Annotated in this window: 15 protein-coding genes and 2 pseudogenes; 9 read left to right on the top strand and 8 right to left on the bottom strand. The window is 71.2% G+C overall.

The genetic code is table 11. The features are described 5' to 3' along the window. The first annotated feature begins 45 nt into the window (after positions 1 to 45). The 3 genes and pseudogenes from B124_RS13685 (at position 46) to B124_RS13675 (ending at position 2052) form a co-directional block, all read left to right on the top strand. Positions 46 to 615 (top strand): Uma2 family endonuclease, encoded by a 570-nt coding sequence (locus tag B124_RS13685; protein ID WP_496503070.1) that lies wholly within the window; start codon positions 46 to 48, stop codon positions 613 to 615. Between the two features lie 496 nt (positions 616 to 1111). Further along, positions 1112 to 1228, top strand: a pseudogene (locus B124_RS13680) (IS5/IS1182 family transposase); the annotation flags it as partial. A gap of 266 nt (positions 1229 to 1494) precedes the next feature. Beyond that, on the top strand, positions 1495 to 2052 hold the full coding sequence (locus B124_RS13675) for a hypothetical protein (RefSeq protein ID WP_496503069.1): 558 nt from the start codon (positions 1495 to 1497) through the stop codon (positions 2050 to 2052). A gap of 553 nt (positions 2053 to 2605) precedes the next feature. On the opposite strand, the gene B124_RS13670 is transcribed toward B124_RS13675, so the two are convergent. Together B124_RS13670 and B124_RS13665 are read right to left on the bottom strand one after the other, a co-directional pair. Further along, positions 2606 to 3127: a GNAT family N-acetyltransferase gene (locus tag B124_RS13670; protein WP_496503169.1), complete on the bottom strand. Its 522-nt coding sequence runs from the start codon at positions 3125 to 3127 to the stop codon at positions 2606 to 2608. 29 nt (positions 3128 to 3156) lie between these two features. Next, entirely contained in the window at positions 3157 to 4512 is a 1356-nt protein-coding gene (locus tag B124_RS13665; RefSeq protein ID WP_496503068.1) for an NsdA family TPR-like regulatory protein, read from the bottom strand. Positions 4513 to 4847: 335 nt separating this feature from the next. Between B124_RS13665 and B124_RS13660 the strand changes: the two genes are divergently transcribed. Then, positions 4848 to 5321 carry an ATP-binding protein gene (locus B124_RS13660; protein ID WP_496503067.1) on the top strand — a complete coding sequence of 158 codons (474 nt, stop codon included), beginning with the start codon at positions 4848 to 4850 and terminating at the stop codon, positions 5319 to 5321. Here the strand turns inward: B124_RS13660 and B124_RS13655 are convergent. Then, the gene (locus B124_RS13655; protein WP_496503066.1) at positions 5308 to 6291 is read right to left on the bottom strand and encodes a LysR family transcriptional regulator; all 984 of its coding nucleotides are present in this window, start codon (positions 6289 to 6291) and stop codon (positions 5308 to 5310) included. The genes B124_RS13660 and B124_RS13655 overlap by 14 nt on opposite strands. A 179-nt stretch (positions 6292 to 6470) precedes the next feature. Here B124_RS13655 and B124_RS13650 point away from each other — a divergent pair, with 179 nt between their 5' ends. After that, positions 6471 to 7913, top strand: a complete 1443-nt coding sequence (locus tag B124_RS13650) for an MFS transporter (RefSeq protein ID WP_496503065.1) — start codon at positions 6471 to 6473, stop codon at positions 7911 to 7913. 32 nt (positions 7914 to 7945) lie between these two features. On the opposite strand, the gene B124_RS13645 is transcribed toward B124_RS13650, so the two are convergent. Then, the gene (locus B124_RS13645) at positions 7946 to 8425 is read right to left on the bottom strand and encodes a hypothetical protein (protein WP_496503064.1); all 480 of its coding nucleotides are present in this window, start codon (positions 8423 to 8425) and stop codon (positions 7946 to 7948) included. Positions 8426 to 8572: 147 nt separating this feature from the next. Then, complete coding sequence (locus tag B124_RS13640) at positions 8573 to 9472, bottom strand: LysR family transcriptional regulator (protein ID WP_496503063.1); 900 nt, start codon at positions 9470 to 9472, stop codon at positions 8573 to 8575. Between the two features lie 70 nt (positions 9473 to 9542). Here B124_RS13640 and B124_RS13635 point away from each other — a divergent pair, with 70 nt between their 5' ends. Next, positions 9543 to 10268, top strand: coding sequence for an SDR family oxidoreductase (locus tag B124_RS13635; RefSeq protein WP_496503062.1), 726 nt, complete (start codon positions 9543 to 9545; stop codon positions 10266 to 10268). Positions 10269 to 10438: 170 nt separating this feature from the next. On the opposite strand, the gene metG is transcribed toward B124_RS13635, so the two are convergent. Further along, positions 10439 to 12055 carry a methionine--tRNA ligase gene (metG, locus tag B124_RS13630; protein WP_496503061.1) on the bottom strand — a complete coding sequence of 539 codons (1617 nt, stop codon included), beginning with the start codon at positions 12053 to 12055 and terminating at the stop codon, positions 10439 to 10441. Between the two features lie 166 nt (positions 12056 to 12221). Between metG and B124_RS13625 the strand changes: the two genes are divergently transcribed. Both B124_RS13625 and B124_RS13620 read left to right on the top strand, forming a co-directional pair. Next, positions 12222 to 14309, top strand: a complete 2088-nt coding sequence (locus B124_RS13625; protein WP_496503060.1) for a PhoX family protein — start codon at positions 12222 to 12224, stop codon at positions 14307 to 14309. A gap of 127 nt (positions 14310 to 14436) precedes the next feature. Continuing rightward, on the top strand, positions 14437 to 14829 hold the full coding sequence (locus B124_RS13620) for a hypothetical protein (protein WP_496503059.1): 393 nt from the start codon (positions 14437 to 14439) through the stop codon (positions 14827 to 14829). A gap of 94 nt (positions 14830 to 14923) precedes the next feature. Here the strand turns inward: B124_RS13620 and B124_RS13615 are convergent, their stop codons facing one another. Next, complete coding sequence (locus B124_RS13615; RefSeq protein ID WP_496503058.1) at positions 14924 to 15484, bottom strand: TetR/AcrR family transcriptional regulator; 561 nt, start codon at positions 15482 to 15484, stop codon at positions 14924 to 14926. A gap of 143 nt (positions 15485 to 15627) precedes the next feature. On the opposite strand from B124_RS13615, the gene B124_RS13610 reads away from it, so the two are divergent. Next, positions 15628 to 16209 carry a hypothetical protein gene (locus B124_RS13610; RefSeq protein ID WP_496503057.1) on the top strand — a complete coding sequence of 194 codons (582 nt, stop codon included), beginning with the start codon at positions 15628 to 15630 and terminating at the stop codon, positions 16207 to 16209. A gap of 74 nt (positions 16210 to 16283) precedes the next feature. Here B124_RS13610 and B124_RS13605 read toward each other — a convergent pair. Next, a pseudogene (locus tag B124_RS13605) lies at positions 16284 to 16919 on the bottom strand (MFS transporter); the annotation flags it as partial. Positions 16920 to 17016: the final 97 nt, after the last annotated feature.

Genomic DNA, 17016 nt, shown 5'->3' with positions numbered 1-17016 from the left:
CTTCCCTATGCTGTAGGGAGGAGAGCCACAGGAGGTGTGAGGTCCGTGGACAAGGCCAACGCGCTGGTGCAGCTCTGGCACGACCTCGACGTTCCGGACGGTCTGCGGGTGGAACTGCTCGACGGCGAACTGGTCATGCAGGCCAATCCCGGACACGTCCACGACCTGCCGGGCCGGAGTCTCGTCCGGCACACCCCGGAACCGTTCGAGGCATGGTCTGAGCGCGGTCTGCTGGTGGCGGACGACTACCGCCCGCGCGCCGACGCCGTGATCATCCGTAGCGAGGACCGCCCGGCGGACGAGGCGGACGCGGACTGGCCCGCGCAGGTCGTGCTGGCCGTGGTCGAGACCGTCTCCAGCACCCGCACGGCCATCAAGCGCGACTGGGAGGACAAGCGGGAGCGCTACGCCGCCGTGGGCATCCCGGTCTACCTGATCATCGACCCCAACGACGCGACCTGGCACGTTCTTGAGCTGGAGGGCCGGGTGTACGTCGAGACGGACAAGGGCATCTTCGGCCAGCCGCTCACGTTCCCGGAACCGATGGGCTTCACGGTGCAGACCCACACCTGGCACCCGTACAACCGCACGCCGACCAAGCCCCGCCACGGCTGAGCCCGACGATGCCCAGTCGCCGACCCAGCCCCGTAAGACCCGCTCTGCCGGCGGTTTGTCCCGGTCGCCGAACCCCAGCGGACGTGGCAGCGCGCACCGCGGGTGGACTACCGGCAACTGCGCGCCGAGGCAGACGAGTTCTTCGGCGACGAAGACCGCGTCGGCGAGAGCGAAGACGCCCTCTGGCGACCGACGTAACCGATAGCCGGCGCCGCCCCATGCACCTGATGACCGCCGCCACGGCCGCCGCGCCCGTGGAAGTCATCGCCGTCTGAGCAGACCGGCCCTTACGTCCTCCCCGGGAGGCACCGGTGTTTGCTTTGCCCGAGCCGTAACCAGGAGAGTGCCTGCCTTTTCTCTTTACGAAGGGGCGGTGGCCCCAGCTTTGATATCTGAGAAACCAGCCGCGGCACGTAGGGCCCGCCACTCGTCCGGGGAGTGGTCCCGGCGTGTGGCTGTCCGTGCTTCCCGGAGAGTGCCCACCGGTTGTTGCCCGTCCCGGCTCAACGGCCGTCGCCCTCTGCACCGCCGCTACGAGCGCACGGCCGAGCACTTCCTGGCATTCGTCGGCATTGCCAGCACTCTGATCAGCTTCCGCCAGGTCACCGACTGAGACCTCCTTCCGGGCGGCACGATCCGAAAGGCGACGGAATGGCACCAAGCCCGAAATGCGATAAATTGCACACCTTCTGTGATATCACCACTTCAAGCAGTCACCGCTGCCTGCCGACAGGCACCTCTCTCGCAGAAGGTCATCTCATGCTCAGTACAGTAAGACGCAGGGCAGCCCGGTTGGTTATCGTGGTATCCGCTGCCACCGCGATTGCCGCTGGCCCGGTCGCCGCCGCTCACGCACAGGCTCCTATCGCCACAGGCTCCGTGACCGTTCACAGCATTGAGAGCCTGGAGACCATCGGGAATTCCGAACCCCTTGCGGGAGTCACCGTCCAGACCGTCAACGCTGCGGGCGACACCGAGGACGAGTGCGTGACCGACGCGAACGGCCACTGCAACCTCGAATTCGCGTCGACAGGAGAGTACTCCATCTGCATCACTGACATCCCCGAGATCTTCGAACGCGAACCGGGCGGCTGCATCGAGGCGCTCATCGAGGCAGGCAGGAACAACAACTTCGTCTTCTTCCTCGCGCCAGGAGAAGCAGACGGGGACGGAAACGGCAACGGAAACGGAGACGGCGACAGCAACGGGAACGGCGATGGGGATGGCGATGGAGACGGCAACGGAAACGGGGACGGCGACGACAGTGGCAACGGAAACGGCAGCGGAGAAGATGTCGTCAACTCCGGAAGCAATGACAACATCGTCAACGGGTCCGGGCAAAACTGCTCCGTGACGAACTCCGGCAGCCCTCTGCTGTCGATTCTTTCGCCGACCATCAACCACTGCGTCAACGCCCCTGGGCGCACGTCCGGCTGAGTCTGCAGACCTGGCCACCCTTGCCTCCAGCGGGACGATGCGGCCGGACTCGCAGGCCGGCCCGGCGCCGGGCGGTCTCCTACGGACACCTTCCCGGCGACTGGGCCGCCGCTGCGGGATCCGAACGCTCCACGGCCTGGCCCGCCAACTGCGCATCCGTCACCGCTATGCATGCACGGGCCGCACGCCGCCCCGATCGAGCACCATCACGACGTGCAGATCAGCGTCGGCCCAAGGCCGTGCCTCGCCACCCCCACGCCTGATACGCGGCCGATGCCGCCGCGTCCGCCCGCGGCTCGCCGCTCCCGTGGAGGGGAAGGCCGTAACTCACGGCAACCCGCCCGCAAAACCATGTCAAATCGCCCACGAGAGCTGACTTTTGCCCGGAGGCGTGCATTCACCGCCCTGAGGCGCGTTTCCCGCGCGTTGACCGCCCTGTGTGAACGCGGAGGGTTAAAACTCACCGCAACCCGCCCGCTATACCTAGGCAAACCGCCCACAGGGGCTCACTTTCACCCGATGAAGCGCACGCGGCGGGCGCCTGGCTGCGCGCTCAGCCCAGATCGAGCACCATCACGTCGTGCAGATCCGCACCGCCCCAAGGCCGCGCTTCGCCGACCTTCCGGTATCCCCACGTCCGGTACGCGGCCGAGGCCGCCTCGCTGCCGGGGTGGACGTTGAGCAACACGCGCTCGGCCGCGATGCCGACGAGCAGCGTCTCGTGGAGGCGGCGGGCAATGCCCTGCCGGCGCCAGGGCGTTCGCACGGCGAGTTCCATGAGACCGAACGTCCGGCGGCCGTCCCCGCGCCGCATGTCCTCGTTGACGGGTTCGGCGAGTTGGTCCCACCATCCCGTGTCGGCGCTGAGTGGATGCCCGTACGCCATACCGACCGGCTCACCGTCCTCGGTCCGGGCCAGGGCGGCGCGGAAGGCGATCTTGCGGGTCTGGGAGCGGAAGCGCCGGAAGGTGGCGTTCACCTCGTTCTCGGTCTCGTCGTACGGCGGCTCAGCGAATGCCTCGGCGTAGATCAGACGGAACGAGTCCTCGGCCTGCGCAGCGGCCCGTCCGTCCATCTGCTCCAGAGCGACGGCCTGTCGTCGTGTCACGTGCTGGTCGCACGTCTTTCTGCGGAGAGCTGACGGGCGTGCTCATAAACGTCACGTGCCACCGCATTGGACCGATACGGCCGGAGGAGCGCATTCATCTTGGCCACTCGTTCGTCCACTCGTCCCGAGTGGACGGTGGGGTAATCGTCCAGAACCCGCGTCCAGGTCGCACATGCGGCCTCCAGATGGCCTACTTCTAGCTGGCGTTCGGCCAGCATGGCGCCAAACCAGAGCGCAGACCTTCGGCTGTCAGTGGCATCACGTAGACGGAAATGCAACTGAAAGGACGCCACACTTCCTGCCACATCCCCAAGCTCGTAGCGGACTTGGGCGGTGGCATAGGCCAGGGTAGCCGGGGTGAAGCCACCGAAGGTACCCACCTGACTCTCCGCCTTCTCCAGGGAGACCTCGGTCTCCCGGATACTCTGCAGGGCTTTCGACCGGTCGCCGGCCATCGCGTAGGAATGTGCCTGCTGCCCGGCGATAAAGGCCCGCATCCGAGGTCCGGCCGTTGGGGATGCCGCCGCGGAGGCGTCGGCCAGACGGCTGGCTGCTGCACCATGCCCCAGGTTGGCGGCCTGCACAGACATCCCCCGGAGAATGTGACAGTAGGTCATCTGATCAGCGGCGGCACCGGCCAACTCCAACCCTTTGACGTAGTACCGCTGGGCGAGTCCCTGGAGCCCCTCGTCCACAGCCATCCAGCCAGTCAGGTAGCACAGGAGGGACGTCGCAGAAAGCATGGCCTTGCGGACGCGGCTCGACCCGTCCGCCCTCAAGTAGGGCGCAACCGTGTTGGCCAGAAAGGCGGCGGACAACGGCCGCGCGTAGCGCCCCCCGAAATGGCCGTCAAGTTCAGAAAGGCGATCGGTCATCGTCGACACAGCCTCCACGTCGGCCATGCCGATACGCCGAGCCCGATCAGTTTGGACAGCCTCCATGCGGCCCACGATGTCGGGCCACGCCGGGATGGCCAGAGCGGCGGAATAGAGTCCGACGCCCAACACTCCTCGACGGGTCGGGTCCATATCGCTCCTCACGAGGTCTACCAACTCTTCGACGGTGCACGAGAACGTTCGCTTTTCCGACGTGGCACGGGGACTGGCGTAGCCCACCTCGGCGAGGGTCACGGGACGGCCCAGCCGCCGCGCCAGAACCTCCACGATGAACGGTCTGACGACCTGGCGCGGCCTCGTGCCCCCTAACCACTGGCTCACCGAGGGTTGGTCGTAGTGCATGAACAGGCCGGACTCGGCTGCCAGCCGGTTGACCGCACGGATGAACTGCGTCTCACTCAGCCCCGACTCCGCAAGGAGCCTGGCCAGCTGGATGTTCGGCTCGCCCCTGCCCATACGTCAGTGTCGCCCCCGAACTCTTATGACTCTCATGATTCGGCTCCCGCTCCACGCTACCGGCCGCCGTGCGCGCTGCGTTGTGATTTGCGTGCACTAAGTAACGAAGAAGGAGGGGCCATGACCGACTCGGAGCCCCAGGCCGGCGAGCTGGCGCGCAACGGTCGCACCGATGGCGTCGGCTTCTACCTGGGCCGGGAAGGGGCACCTAGCACACCGCTAACGCTGGGCGAAGGAGGGGAGTCGCCCGTACCGACGGCGGGTCCGCGCCACGCCCCAAACGGGGCGACGGACACGGACGACAGCTCAGCTCCACCCGGAACGAGGCAAGACCGATGACCACGTATGCGCGGCAGTTCCTCCGGAGTGCCCGTTCGGTCGGTCAGGCGCGTGACTTCGTCGTGTCACTCGTCGGCGCGGCCGGTTGTGCCGACCGCGCCGACGATATCCGCGTGTGTGTCTCGGAGCTGGCCACGAACGCGCTCGTACACGGCACTCCCCGGGGCCGCCAGTTCCGGGTGCACGTCACCATCGACGACGGCGCCGTGCGGGTCGAGGTCCACGACGCCAACCACACGCCCCCGCACCTGCGCCACCCCGCCGACAGGTGCGGGTGCGCCGAGCGGAGGAATCTGGTCGTAACTCGCGGTAACACCCCCCTGTCAGGCCCGAATCAGGCCCTCCGCGCCGACTTTCGCCGTCTCAGACGCACCCCCACCGCAGCTCCGGGCCGGGAACGGCCCCCCGCCCGGCCGGAGGGCGGCGAGCGCTGCCGGGCGGGGCCGGCCACCGCGGTCAGGTGCGGGTGAGGCTGCGGGGCTCGGTGGTGGGCGGCGTGGGGGCGGGGCTTTCCCGGTGGGGTGGGCCGCCGGTCACCTTCAGCACGGTTCGGGCGAAGGCCCGTACGGCGCCGGTGTGTTCCCCCGCCCGCCACACCAGGCCGTAGCGGGCCGGAGCCGCGTCGGTCACCGGGAGGTAGGTGACGCCCGGGCGGGCGTGGTACGTGGCGGCGTGTTCGGCCGTCAGCAGTGCGCCCTGGCCGCCTGCGACGAGCGTCAGGGCCTCCTGCATGTTGGTGATCGCGGGGCCCGGGGTGATCGGTTTGCCGCCGGGTGTGCGCGCCGTGGCGTGTTCGCCCAGGACGCTGTCCGGCACGTGGCCGTCGATCGTCAGCAGGGGTACGCCGGCCAGGTCGTCCAGCGCGACGGCGGCGCGTTTCGCCCTCGGGTGGCCGGCGGCGATGGCGAGCATCCGCCGCTCGGTGTAGAGGACGGGGCCTTGGCCGAGGGCCGGGCCGTCCGCCGCCGGCCCGGCCGGAACCGGCTCGTCCGCCGGCAGTTCCTGGAGCTGGACGTCGTAGGTGCCGTCGCGTAGGTGCCCGTACGGGTCGGTGAGAGGCACCTCGCAGATCTCCACCGCCAGTCCCGGCAGGTCGATCCGCAGCGCCTCCGCCGCCCGCAGCACGACCTCCCCCGCCGCCGGGGTGGCGAAGCCGACGTGCAGCACGCCGTCGACGCCCTGTGCCACCGCCCGCGCCCGTCGCAACGCGGCGTCGATGGCCCGGTGGTGCGGTTCGATGCCGTCCCGCAACTGCCGGCCGAGGGCGGTCAGGGCGACCCGGCGGCTCGTGCGGTCGAACAGCCGGCCGCCGACGCGCCGTTCCAGGCGCTGGACAAGCTGGGTCACCCGGGCCCGGGACAGCCGCAGCCGGTCCGCCGTGCGGCCGAAGTGCAGCTCCTGTGCGAGCACCAGGAAACACTCCAGCTCCCTCTGCTCCATCGTCGTCCCTCCAGCTCCGTCAGCCCCGCCGGCCCGTGCGGCTCTTCCCATCGGTAAGCCTGACTGAACGAACATTGCGATCTTCGCCGTTGTTCCGCCCCCGGGGCTGATCGAGGGTGGAAGAGCCCGAGGCGGTTCCGCCCGGCCCGTCCCCCTTTCTCACCCATCGAGGACCTCAGATGAACCAGCTCAGCGCACGCCACTGGGGCGTGCTGTTCGTCCTGTGCGGGGCGATCTTCCTGGAGGGCATCGACGTCGCCATGCTCAACGTGGCGCTCCCCTCCATCCGCGCCGACCTGGGCATGTCCACCGGCCAGTTGCAGTGGGTCATGAGCGCGTACGTACTCGGCTACGGCGGCTTCATGCTGCTCGGCGGGCGCGCGGCCGACCTGTTCGGACGGCGCCGGATGTTCGTCACCTGGCTCGCCGTCTTCCTGGTCTTCTCCGGACTCGGCGGGCTCGCCGAAGAGGGCTGGATGCTCATCCTGGCCCGGTTCGTCACCGGTGTGGCCGCCGCGTTCATGACTCCGGCCGGGCTGTCCCTGATCACCACGACCTTCGCGGAGGGGCCGCAGCGCGACCGGGCGCTGCTCATCTACTCGGGCACCGCCGCCGCGGGCTTCTCGCTCGGGCTCGTCGCCGGCGGGCTGCTCACCGCGGTGAGCTGGCGGTGGGTGTTCTTCGCGCCGGTCGTGCTGTCCGCCCTGATCCTGGCCGCCGCGCTCGCCCTGCTGCCGCCGTCGCCGCGGCCCGAGCGCGACGGGCAGCGTACCGACGCGGCCGGCGGGCTGCTGCTGACCGCCTCCCTCATGCTGCTCATCCTCGCCGTGGAGCGGGCCGCGCACGCCTCCGTGGCCGCGACCCTCGCCACCGTCGCCGCGGCCCTGGCGCTGCTCGCCGTCTTCACCGCCGTCGAGCGCCGCGCGGCCACGCCCCTGGTCCGTCTGGGCATCCTGCGCAGCGGCCGGCTGATACGCACCAACCTCGCCGCGCTGCTGCTCGCCGCCGGGTTCTTCGGCTTCCAGTTCCTCGTCGTGCTCTACCTGCAGGAGCTGCGCGGCTGGTCGACGCTGGAGACGAGCTTCGCGATGATCGTCATCGGCATCGACGCGATCCTCTCGCCGACCCTGACTCCCCGGCTGGTCTCCCGCTTCGGCAACTCCCGGGTGATCTTCGGCGGCCTGTTGCTCGCGGCGCTCGCGTACGCGCTCTTCCTGCCGGTCGGCGCCGACTGGTCGTACGCGGCGATGTTCCCGAGCCTGATCCTCCTGGGGCTGAGCTTCGCGCTCGCCTACGGGCCGTTGACGATCACCGCCACCGAAGGCATCCGCGAGGAGGAGCAGGGGCTGGCCGGCGGGCTGCTCTACACCTGCTTCCAGTTCGGCGCCGCCCTCGGGCTCTCCGCGGCCACCGCGGTCAGCACCGCCGCCACCGCCTCCGACGCCCCCGCCGACCTGCTCGACGGCTACCGCGCCGGCTTCGCCGTCCCGCTCGCCGCCGCCCTCCTGGCCGCCGCCGTCTCCGCCTCCCCATTCGGCCCGCGCCCCCGGCACCCGGCCGACACCCCGGCCGCGGGCGGCACAACGGACACAGGCGGCGCCGCGGCCGATCACAGAGTTTGACCGCTGGAGGGAAGCCAGGGCAATCGGCGGTGTCACTCCCGGGGTTCGGGCGTGACCTCGTCGATCACCTGCTCGCCGAAGCGCCAGAAGCCGCGGTTGCCGAACCCTTCAGTCTTCAGGCCCTCCTCGGCCGCGATGGCCGCCGCGCGCTGCTGGGTGAGGCCGGGGAACGCGCCGGGGCTGACGCGGATGTAGCCGCGCCGGTCAAACACCCGGGCCTGCAGGATGCTCCTGAGGGTGACTTCCTGTTCCGTCACCGGCTGTTGCTTCTTCCGCCACATTCCGGGCCTCCCCTCCGTACGGCCGGGCCTGCGTGCCGTCCACACCACGGCGCCCGCGCATACCGCGGCGGCGGCAGCGACGCCGAACAGTTCCGGCGCCGCTCCCGTGAGCCCCGGCGTCGTCGGCCGCACCTCGCCCTCCGGGTCCGCGACCACGGTCACGGTGTCGCCGGGGTCGAGGTCGTCGTCCTCCCGCCGCAGCTCCGGGCCCCCGCGGACACTGACGACCACGGCCGCGGACTGCTCCTGGTCGCAGCCCTCGCCGAGGACTGGGGCGCCACCGACCGCAACGGCCCCGGCAAAGCCGTATGGGCCGCGTTCAAACTCCCCGGTGCCGCACCCACGCCTTGAGCCCTGCCGCACTCCCGCACGATCCCCCTAGAAGACCTCGGCGAGTGCGCTGGAGAGGGTCGCCACGTGCACGAAGTCGGCGATCAGACGGTCGCGGGCTCCGGACGCCCACGCGACGGAGACCACGTACGGGCTGGCGTCGCGGACGGGGCGGTAGGTGACGTCGGCGCGGGGGTTGCTTGCGGCCAGTGACTCGGGGACCAGGGCGACGGCCTGGCCGAGGGCGACGACCTCCACGAGTTGTGCGGTGTCCTGGATGAACGGCCCGGTGACCGGTGCGGTCGAGGGCACCGTGTCCCGGCCGGACCAGAAGTCGGTCTCCTCCGGCGTCGCGCCGGCCCAGCGCGGCATCGGCAGGCCGGCGAAGTCCGCCACCGACAGCTCCGCGTGGGCGGCGAGGGGGTGTGTCGCCGGCAGCGCCGCCACCCGGGGCTCGCTGACCAGCGGCTCGGTGTCCAGCCCGGCCCCGGGGTGGGGTGAGCCGACCAGGGCCAGGTCCGCCCGGCCGGAGCGGACCAGACCGGGCTGTTCGCCGTAGCCGCTGACGAGGATCTCCACCTCCGCAGCGGCCGGCCGTGCCCGGTAGGCGTCGACGATCCGGGTGAGCAGCGCCGCCGCGACGCCCGGTTTGGCGGTGACGATCAGCGTCGGCGCGGGGCGGGCGGCTCTGCGGGTGCGGTGGGTGGCCGCCGACACCGCGTCGAGGACGCGGTCGGCTTCCGTGAGCAGGGTCGCGCCGGCGGGAGTGAGGGTGACACCCCGGTTGTTCCGGTCGAGCAGCCGCACTCCGAGGCGGCGTTCCAGCCGGCTGATCGCGCGGGACAGCGGAGGCTGTGCCATGCCGAGCGCGGTCGCCGCCTTCGACAGGCTCCCCTCGGTGGCCACCGCGCGGAAGTAGCGCAGCTCGCGTACCTCCAGTTCTGCCATACCTGAAGGGTAGACCCACCGGACTCAGGCGGTTCTTCCGCCCGGGTCGCACCGGCGCTGCACTGGGGGCATGGACAACGGTGAAGTGGCGCTGGTGACCGGCGCTAACAAGGGCATCGGCAAGGAGATCGCGCGGCGGCTCGCGGCGGAGGGGTTGATCGTCTACCTCGGCGCGCGCGACGAGGACCGCGGCCGGTCGGCGGCGCGGGAGCTGGGCGTCCGGTTCGTCCGGCTCGACGTGACCGACGGGGACAGCGTCGAGGCCGCCATGAAGGAGATCGGCGCGCTGGACGTGCTGGTGAACAACGCGGGCGTCGCCGTCGAGTGGGGCACCGACCCGGTCGACATCGGTGCGGCTGAGCTGCGTCGGACGTTCGACGTCAACGTGTTCGGCATGGTGGCCGTCACCAGGGCGGCGATACCGCTGCTCCGCCGGGGCGGCAGGATCGTCAACATGTCCAGCCCGCTCGGCTCGCTGACCCTGATGTCCGACCCGGAGAGCCCGGTGAGCGCCCGGCGCCTGCTGGCGTACAACTCCTCGAAGGCCGCGCTCAACGCGCTGACCGTCATGTACGCCGCCGAGCTCCGGTCGCGGGGGATCCTGGTCAACGCCGCCAACCCGGGCCTGGTCGGCACCGACCTCAACGGCTTCACCCCGGGCCGCGACGGCGTGCGCACGGTCGCGGAGGGCGCCCGCGTGCCGGTCCGGCTGGCGCTGCTCGCGCCGGACGGGCCGACCGGCGGGTTCTTCGGCGACGACCAGTTCGCCACCGGCGGCGGTGTCGTGCCCTGGTGAGCGCCGTACGCTACGCCCGGCGCCCACCGGCGCGACCGCCGCGCCCGGCACGACGGCACGACGGCACGACGGCACGACCGGCTCGGCGGCGGGCCCCCGCAGCCCGCTGAGCCCCCAGCCACGGCAGGGCCCGCCGCCCGGCGAGGCGGCGGGCCCGGAAACGGAAACGCCTACGCCTGCTTCGGCTCCTCCAGGCGCGGGAACAGGATCGCGCCCTTCGTCACCCGCGACCCCGCCGGCAGGCGGCCCCACTGGGCCGCCTCCGCGATCCGCTGGTCCGCCAGCGGGCCCAGCGCCGGCTCCGCGCCCAGGGACGCCCAGAGCTGCTGCGCCGTCCGCGGCATCACCGGGTGCAGGAGCACCGCGACCGCGCGCAGGGCCTCCGCCGCGGTGTACAGGATCGTCGCCAGGCGGGCCTGGGCTTCGGGCGAAGAGTCCTTCGCGACCTTCCAGGGCTCCTGCTCCGTCAGGTACAGGTTGACCTTCTTGACGAAGTCGAAGACCGCCGCGATGCCGCCCGCGAAGTCCAGCTCGTCGCCGATCCGCCGGTCGGCCTCCGCCGTCGCGTGCGCCAGGCCGTCCACGATCACCTGCTCCGCGGCGCCCGCGGCGGAGGCCGCCGGGAGGTCGCCGTCGAAGTACTTGACGGTCATCGCGCCCACGCGCGACGCCAGGTTGCCGAAGTCGTTGGCGAGTTCGCTGGTGTAGCGGTGGGTGAAGTCCTCCCAGGAGAACGAGCCGTCCTGGCCGTACTGGATGGCCCGCAGGAAGTACCAGCGGTACGCGTCGACCCCGAAGTGGTCCGTGAGGTCCTGCGGCTTGATGCCGGTCAGGTTGGACTTCGACATCTTCTCGCCGCCGACCATCAGCCAGCCGTTGGCGAAGACCTTGCCCGGCAGCGGCAGCCCGTTGGCCATCAGCATCGCGGGCCAGATCACCGCGTGGAAGCGGAGGATGTCCTTGCCGACCAGGTGGACGTCCGCCGGCCAGGTGGCGGAGAACTTCTCCTCGTCGGCGCCGTAGCCCACGGCCGTGGCGTAGTTGAGCAGGGCGTCGATCCACACGTAGATCACGTGCTTGTCGTCCCACGGGACCCGCACGCCCCAGTCGAAGGTGGAGCGGGAGATCGACAGGTCGTTGAGGCCCTGCCGGACGAAACTGACGACCTCGTTACGGGCCGACTCGGGCTGGATGAAGCCGGGGTGCGCCTCGTAGAACTCCAGCAGCTTCGGGCCGTACTCGGAGAGCTTGAAGAAGTAGTTCTCCTCCTTCAGCATCTCCACCGGCTTCTTGTGGATCGGGCAGAGCTTCAGGCCCGCGTATTCCCCCTCGCCGTCGAGCAGCTCGCCGGGGGTCTTGTACTCCTCGCAGCCGACGCAGTACGGACCCTCGTAGCCGCCCTGGTAGATCTCACCCTTGTCGTACAGGTCCTGGACGAACTCCTGCACCCGGTCCGTGTGCCGCTTCTCCGTGGTGCGGATGAAGTCGTCGTTCGCGATCTCCAGGTGCTCCCAGAGGGGCTTCCACGCCTCCTCCACGAGCTTGTCGCACCACTCCTGCGGGGTGACGCCGTGCGCCTCCGCGGTGCGCATGATCTTCTGACCGTGCTCGTCCGTGCCGGTGAGGTACCACACCTTCTCGCCGCGCTGGCGGTGCCAGCGGGTGAGCACGTCGCCTGCGACGGTCGTATAGGCGTGGCCCAGGTGCGGAGCGTCGTTCACGTAGTAGATGGGGGTCGAGACGTAGAACGCCTTCGTCCCCTGCTGCTCTTCTCCAGTGGCCGCCATGCTCGAAATCCTAACGGCCACGGACCCTCGCACTCATCCGATTACGTACGGTGACCGCCGCCGTGCGTCCACCGCCGCGGTTCACCTGGAATTCAAGTCCGCGTCGCACCCCGGCGGGACTCCGCGCCTAGCGTCCGGCACGAACTCACAGAATCCGGAGGGGATCGTGCGCAGACTTCTGCCGCTCATCGGCTCGCCGCACCCGGGCGGTCGCTCGGCCATGACCTGTCGCTACCGCTGTGGCGACGCGTGCTTCCACGAGGTTCCGAACACCAGCGACAACGAGTACGCCGGCGACATCGTCGCCCGCGCCGTCTCCCGCCGCCGGGCGCTGCGCGCCGGTGCCGCGGTGACCGTCGTGGCGGCCGGCGCCGGGCTGGCCGGGGCCGTGCCGGCGTCGGCCGCGCCGACCTCGCCGGCCGGCACCTTCGGGCGGGGGCCCGGCGGCAGGCCCGGCAGCGGCGGCGACGCCGCCCGCGGGCTGCGCTTCGACCCCGTCGCGCCGAACACCGCCGACACCGTCACCGTGGCCGACGGCTACGAGCAGAACGTCGTCATCGCCTGGGGTGACCCCATCCTGCGCGGCGCCCCCGCCTTCGACCCGGCCCGCCAGTCGGCCGCCGCCCAGGCCGGCCAGTTCGGCTACAACTGCGACTTCCTCGCCCTGCTGCCGCTGGGTGAGCGCGACCGGCAACTGCTGGTGGCCAACCACGAGTACTCCGACGAGCAGATCATGCTCCCCGGGTACGACCCGGAGAACGTCACCCGCGAGCAGGCCGAGATCGGCTGGGCCGCGCACGGCATGTCCGTCGTGGCGGTCGAGGAGGAGCGCGGCGGCGGCAGCCTCCGTGCCGTGCCGCGGCACCCGCTGAACCGCCGGGTCACCGCCACCACCGAGTTCGAGCTGCGCGGCCCGGCCGCGGGCGGCGACCTGCTCAAGACCTCCGCCGATGCCACCGGCCGGCGCGTGCTCGGCACGCTCAACAACTGCGCCGGCGGCACCACCCCGTGGGGCACGGTGCTCTCCGGCGAGGAGAACTTCAACCAGTACTTCGCCAACGCCGGGTCCGTCACCGACCCCGTCGCCAAGCAGCGCCTCGCCCGCTACGGCCTCTCCGGCGGCGCCTCGGAGCGCAAGTGGGAGCAGTTCGACGACCGTTTCGACGTCGTCAAGGAGCCCCACGAGGTGCACCGCTTCGGCTGGGTCGTCGAGATCGACCCGTACGACCCGGACTCGACCCCGGTCAAGCACACCGCGCTGGGCCGCTTCAAGCACGAGGGCGCCAGCATCCGGCTGACGCGCGACGGCCGCGCGGTCGCGTACTCCGGTGACGACGAGCGCTTCGACTACCTGTACAAGTTCGTGTCGAGCAAGCGCATGGTGAGCGGCACCGGCCGCTGGGCGCGCGCCCACAACATGACGCTGCTGGACGAGGGCACGCTGTACGTCGCCAAGCTCAAGGGCGACAGCCCGGCGGGCGAGATCGACGGCAGCGGCGCGCTCCCGGCGGACGGCGAGTTCGACGGCACCGGCGAGTGGATCAAGCTGGCCAGCGGCGACCGTTCGTACGTCGACGGCATGACCGCCGAGGAGGTCTACGTCTTCACGCGCCTCGCCGCCGACAAGGCCGGCGCGACGAAGATGGACCGCCCCGAGGACGTGGAGCCCAGCCCGAACAGCGGCAAGGTGTACGTCGCGCTGACGAACAACAGCAGGCGCGGCGTCGACAGCAACGCCGCGGCCGACGAGGCGAACCCGCGCAACGCCAACAAGCACGGCCACGTCCTGGAGCTGTCCGAGAAGCACGACGACCCCGCGTCGACCGGCTTCGGCTGGCGGCTGTTCCTGGTCTGCGGCGACCCGGCCGACCCCTCGACGTACTTCGCGGGCTTCCCGAAGGAGCAGGTCAGCCCCATCTCCTGCCCGGACAACGTGACGTTCGACCCGTACGGCAACCTGTGGATCTCCACCGACGGCAACGCGCTGGGCAACCACGACGGGCTCTTCGGCGTGGCGACGACGGGCCGGTACGAGGGCCAGGTGAAGCAGTTCCTCACGGTGCCGACCGGCGCGGAGACCTGCGGCCCGATCGTGGAGGAGGACCGCGTGCTGGTCGCGGTGCAGCACCCGGGCGAGGTCGACGGCGCGTCGTACGAGAACCCGGGCTCGGCGTGGCCGGACGGACCGGGCAAGCCGAACCGCCCAGCGGTCGTCAACGTCTGGCGCGGTGGCGGCGGGCGCATCGGGGCCTGACCCCCGGGGACTCTCCTGCCTGCGAGTCCCCGAAGCAGCGGCCCCGCGGCGTGTACCCGACACGCCGCGGGGCCGCCTCATAGTCTGTACGGGTGCGGTGCCTGTGACTCGCCTGAGGGGGGCGGCCATGTCCGAGCGGTGGGGCCTGATCGTCGAGGAGACCGACGGTCTCGGCGATCGCAAGTCCATGTCGGCGAACGTCCTGGAGAACTTCACCGGCACCCGCGAGGAGGCCATGGCCCGCCTGGAGGCACACGCCCGCGCCTACCGGCCCCAGCACCCGGCCAGTTCCTCGCGCACCTTGCTGTACCGGACCGGCGACGGCTTCCTGCTCATCAAGCAGGGCTCGATGCGCAGCTACGGCTGCCGCTTCTCCCTGGCCGCGCTGCTGTACGACAGCGCCGAGGCGGAAAAGGCGGCACAGGCGGCCCGCGCGGCGGAGCGGGAACGGCGCGCGGCGGAGAAGGCGCAGGCGAAGGCGGCGAAGCGCGCGGAGCGCGAGGCCCGGCGGCGGCGCTGACCCGGCGGATGCCGCCGTACGAGACGGCCCACCACCGCCGCCGCCGAGGCTGACGGTTCCCGGCGCGTACCCGCGACCGGGAACCGTGGCGTTCTCACAGGAAGCTGAGGTACTTCAGGAGCCCCTCGACCCCGCGCAGGAATGTCTCGCTGACGGTCTTCGGGTCGCTCAGGCAGCCGGCGGCCATCGCGCCGTCCCGCAACATGACGAAGTGCCGGCCGGCGGGGCCCGCGTCGGGTTTGCCGGTGGCGGCGAAAAGCTCGGTCATGGTGTCCAGGAACCACTGCCGGTGTTCGAGGACCATCCGGTGGACCGGATGGTCCGGGTCGGGGTACTCGGCGGCGGCGTTGATGAACGCGCACCCGCGGAAGCCGTCGCGCTGGATGTCGCCGGCGATCCCCCGGCCGATGGCCCGGATGGTGTCGTCCGGGGAGGCGGCCCGCTCACGGGCGGTGTTCACGCCCGCCCGGACCGCCTCGTCGACCTGCTTGAGATAGGCGACGAGGAGGTCGTCCTTGCTCCGGAAGTGGCGGTAGAGCGTGGCGCGGGTGACCTGGGCCTCCGCGACGACGCGGTCGATGCCGACGGCGTGCAGGCCCTCGGAGTAGAAGAGCCTGGTGGCCGTGGTGAGCAGTCTGGTCCGTGCTTCCGACATGCGCTTCCCTCCTGAGGTAGTCCGGCTGCGTCCCGTCTGTGTCCAGGCTAACAGATAGAACGATCGGTCTTGACACCCGCCCGGGAGTGCTTCACCCTCTTGCGTGTACCGACCGTTCTACCTCAACCGTCAGGAGAGATCAGATGTCCAGCTCCATCGAGACCGGCCGCCTCGGCACCGCGGCGGCCACCACCGGCGCCACCGACCGGCTGCGGAACCTGTACTACCTCCGCTTCGGCTTCGCCGTGGTCTGGGCCGCCCTGCTCGCCTTCACGGCTTCGGACCTCAACCCGGTCAGTGTCGCGCTGCTGGTGATCTATCCGGTCTTCGACGTGTGGGCAGCCGTGACCGACTACCGCGCCTCCGGTGCCGCACGGCCGCGGGCGCTGCTCCGCGTCAACATGGCCCTGAGCCTGCTCACCGCCGCCGGACTGGCAGCCGCCGCCGCCTCGGGCATCCCCGACGTGCTGCGGGTGTGGGGAGCCTGGGCGATCACCGCGGGCATCGTGCAGTTGGCCGTCGCCCTCGCGCGCTACCGGCTCGGCGGCCAGTGGCCGATGATCCTCAGCGGCGGGCTCTCCGTCCTGGCGGGTGGCGGTTTCGTGCTGCTGGGCGGCAGGGACGACCCGTCGCTCGCCGTCCTCGCCAGCTACGCGACGGTGGGCGGCGTCTTCTTCCTCATCTCGGCGATCCGCCTCCGCCGCCAGGCAGCCCAGGCGAGGTGACATGACGGACACGAGCCGGGGGGCGGGGGCCGGTGAGCACGAGCGCGACCCCCGCCAGGAGGGCCGGGAGGGCGGCCAGGGCGAAGCGGGGGATCCGAGCCGGGCGCGGGCGCCGTGGCCGGCCTGGCGCGGGAGCCCCGCCGGGCGCGGGCCGCCGGTGACGTGACCAGCGCCAGCGTGCCGCAGAGGACCAGAACCGCGCCCGCCCCCAGCCCCACCGGCGCCGGGGCCACCGCCACCACCGCGCCGACCAGCAACGGCCCCGTCACGAGCAGCAGTTCCTCGGCGACCGCGTCCAGGCTGTACGCCCGCGGCAGCAGCTCCGGCGGCGCCAGGTCGCCCCACAGCACCCGCATCACCGGGCCCAGCGGCGGCGTGCACGCCCCGGCCGCCGCCGCCAGCGCGGTCAGCCCCGCGGCGTCCGCGCCGTCGCCGGCGGTGGCGACCGCCAGCACCGCGAGCAGCACCGCGTACGCGGTGGCCATCGGCGGCAGCGCCCACCGCGGGCCGTGCCGGTCGATGAACGCCGCCCGTACCGGCGACAGGGTCACGCTGGTCGCCCCGAAGCACGCCATGGCGGCCCCGGCCGCGGCGTACGACCCGGTGGCGTCCTTGACGGAGAGCAGCAGGGACAGCGGGACCATCCCGTACGACAACCGCCCCAGCAGGGCGGCACCGAAGGTGCGGGAGGCATGGGGGATGCGCAGCACAGCCGCGTAGGACGGCGCAGACATGGTGGTGTTCCTCAAAGACACGTGCGTACAGGGGCGGCGAAGTGCCACGCCCGGTGGGCGCGGCGGCGCCGGC

The organism is Streptomyces sp. CNP082, assembly GCF_059570535.1.
Note: the sequence above shows the minus strand (reverse complement) of the source record. Positions and strands in the feature narration are given on the sequence as shown.

Excerpts from the sequence above, each read along its gene's own strand:
- B124_RS13670 (WP_496503169.1), bottom strand. The coding sequence starts at position 3,127 with ATGGACGGACGGGCCGCTGCGCAGGCCGAGGACTCGTTCCGTCTGATC.
- B124_RS13655 (WP_496503066.1), bottom strand. The coding sequence starts at position 6,291 with ATGGAGCAGAGGGAGCTGGAGTGTTTCCTGGTGCTCGCACAGGAGCTG.
- B124_RS13660 (WP_496503067.1), top strand. The coding sequence starts at position 4,848 with ATGACCACGTATGCGCGGCAGTTCCTCCGGAGTGCCCGTTCGGTCGGT.
- B124_RS13640 (WP_496503063.1), bottom strand. The coding sequence starts at position 9,472 with ATGGCAGAACTGGAGGTACGCGAGCTGCGCTACTTCCGCGCGGTGGCC.
- B124_RS13610 (WP_496503057.1), top strand. The coding sequence starts at position 15,628 with ATGTCCAGCTCCATCGAGACCGGCCGCCTCGGCACCGCGGCGGCCACC.
- metG (WP_496503061.1), bottom strand. The coding sequence starts at position 12,055 with ATGGCGGCCACTGGAGAAGAGCAGCAGGGGACGAAGGCGTTCTACGTC.
- B124_RS13650 (WP_496503065.1), top strand. The coding sequence starts at position 6,471 with ATGAACCAGCTCAGCGCACGCCACTGGGGCGTGCTGTTCGTCCTGTGC.
- B124_RS13615 (WP_496503058.1), bottom strand. The coding sequence starts at position 15,484 with ATGTCGGAAGCACGGACCAGACTGCTCACCACGGCCACCAGGCTCTTC.
- B124_RS13620 (WP_496503059.1), top strand. The coding sequence starts at position 14,437 with ATGTCCGAGCGGTGGGGCCTGATCGTCGAGGAGACCGACGGTCTCGGC.
- B124_RS13635 (WP_496503062.1), top strand. The coding sequence starts at position 9,543 with ATGGACAACGGTGAAGTGGCGCTGGTGACCGGCGCTAACAAGGGCATC.
- B124_RS13665 (WP_496503068.1), bottom strand. The coding sequence starts at position 4,512 with ATGGGCAGGGGCGAGCCGAACATCCAGCTGGCCAGGCTCCTTGCGGAG.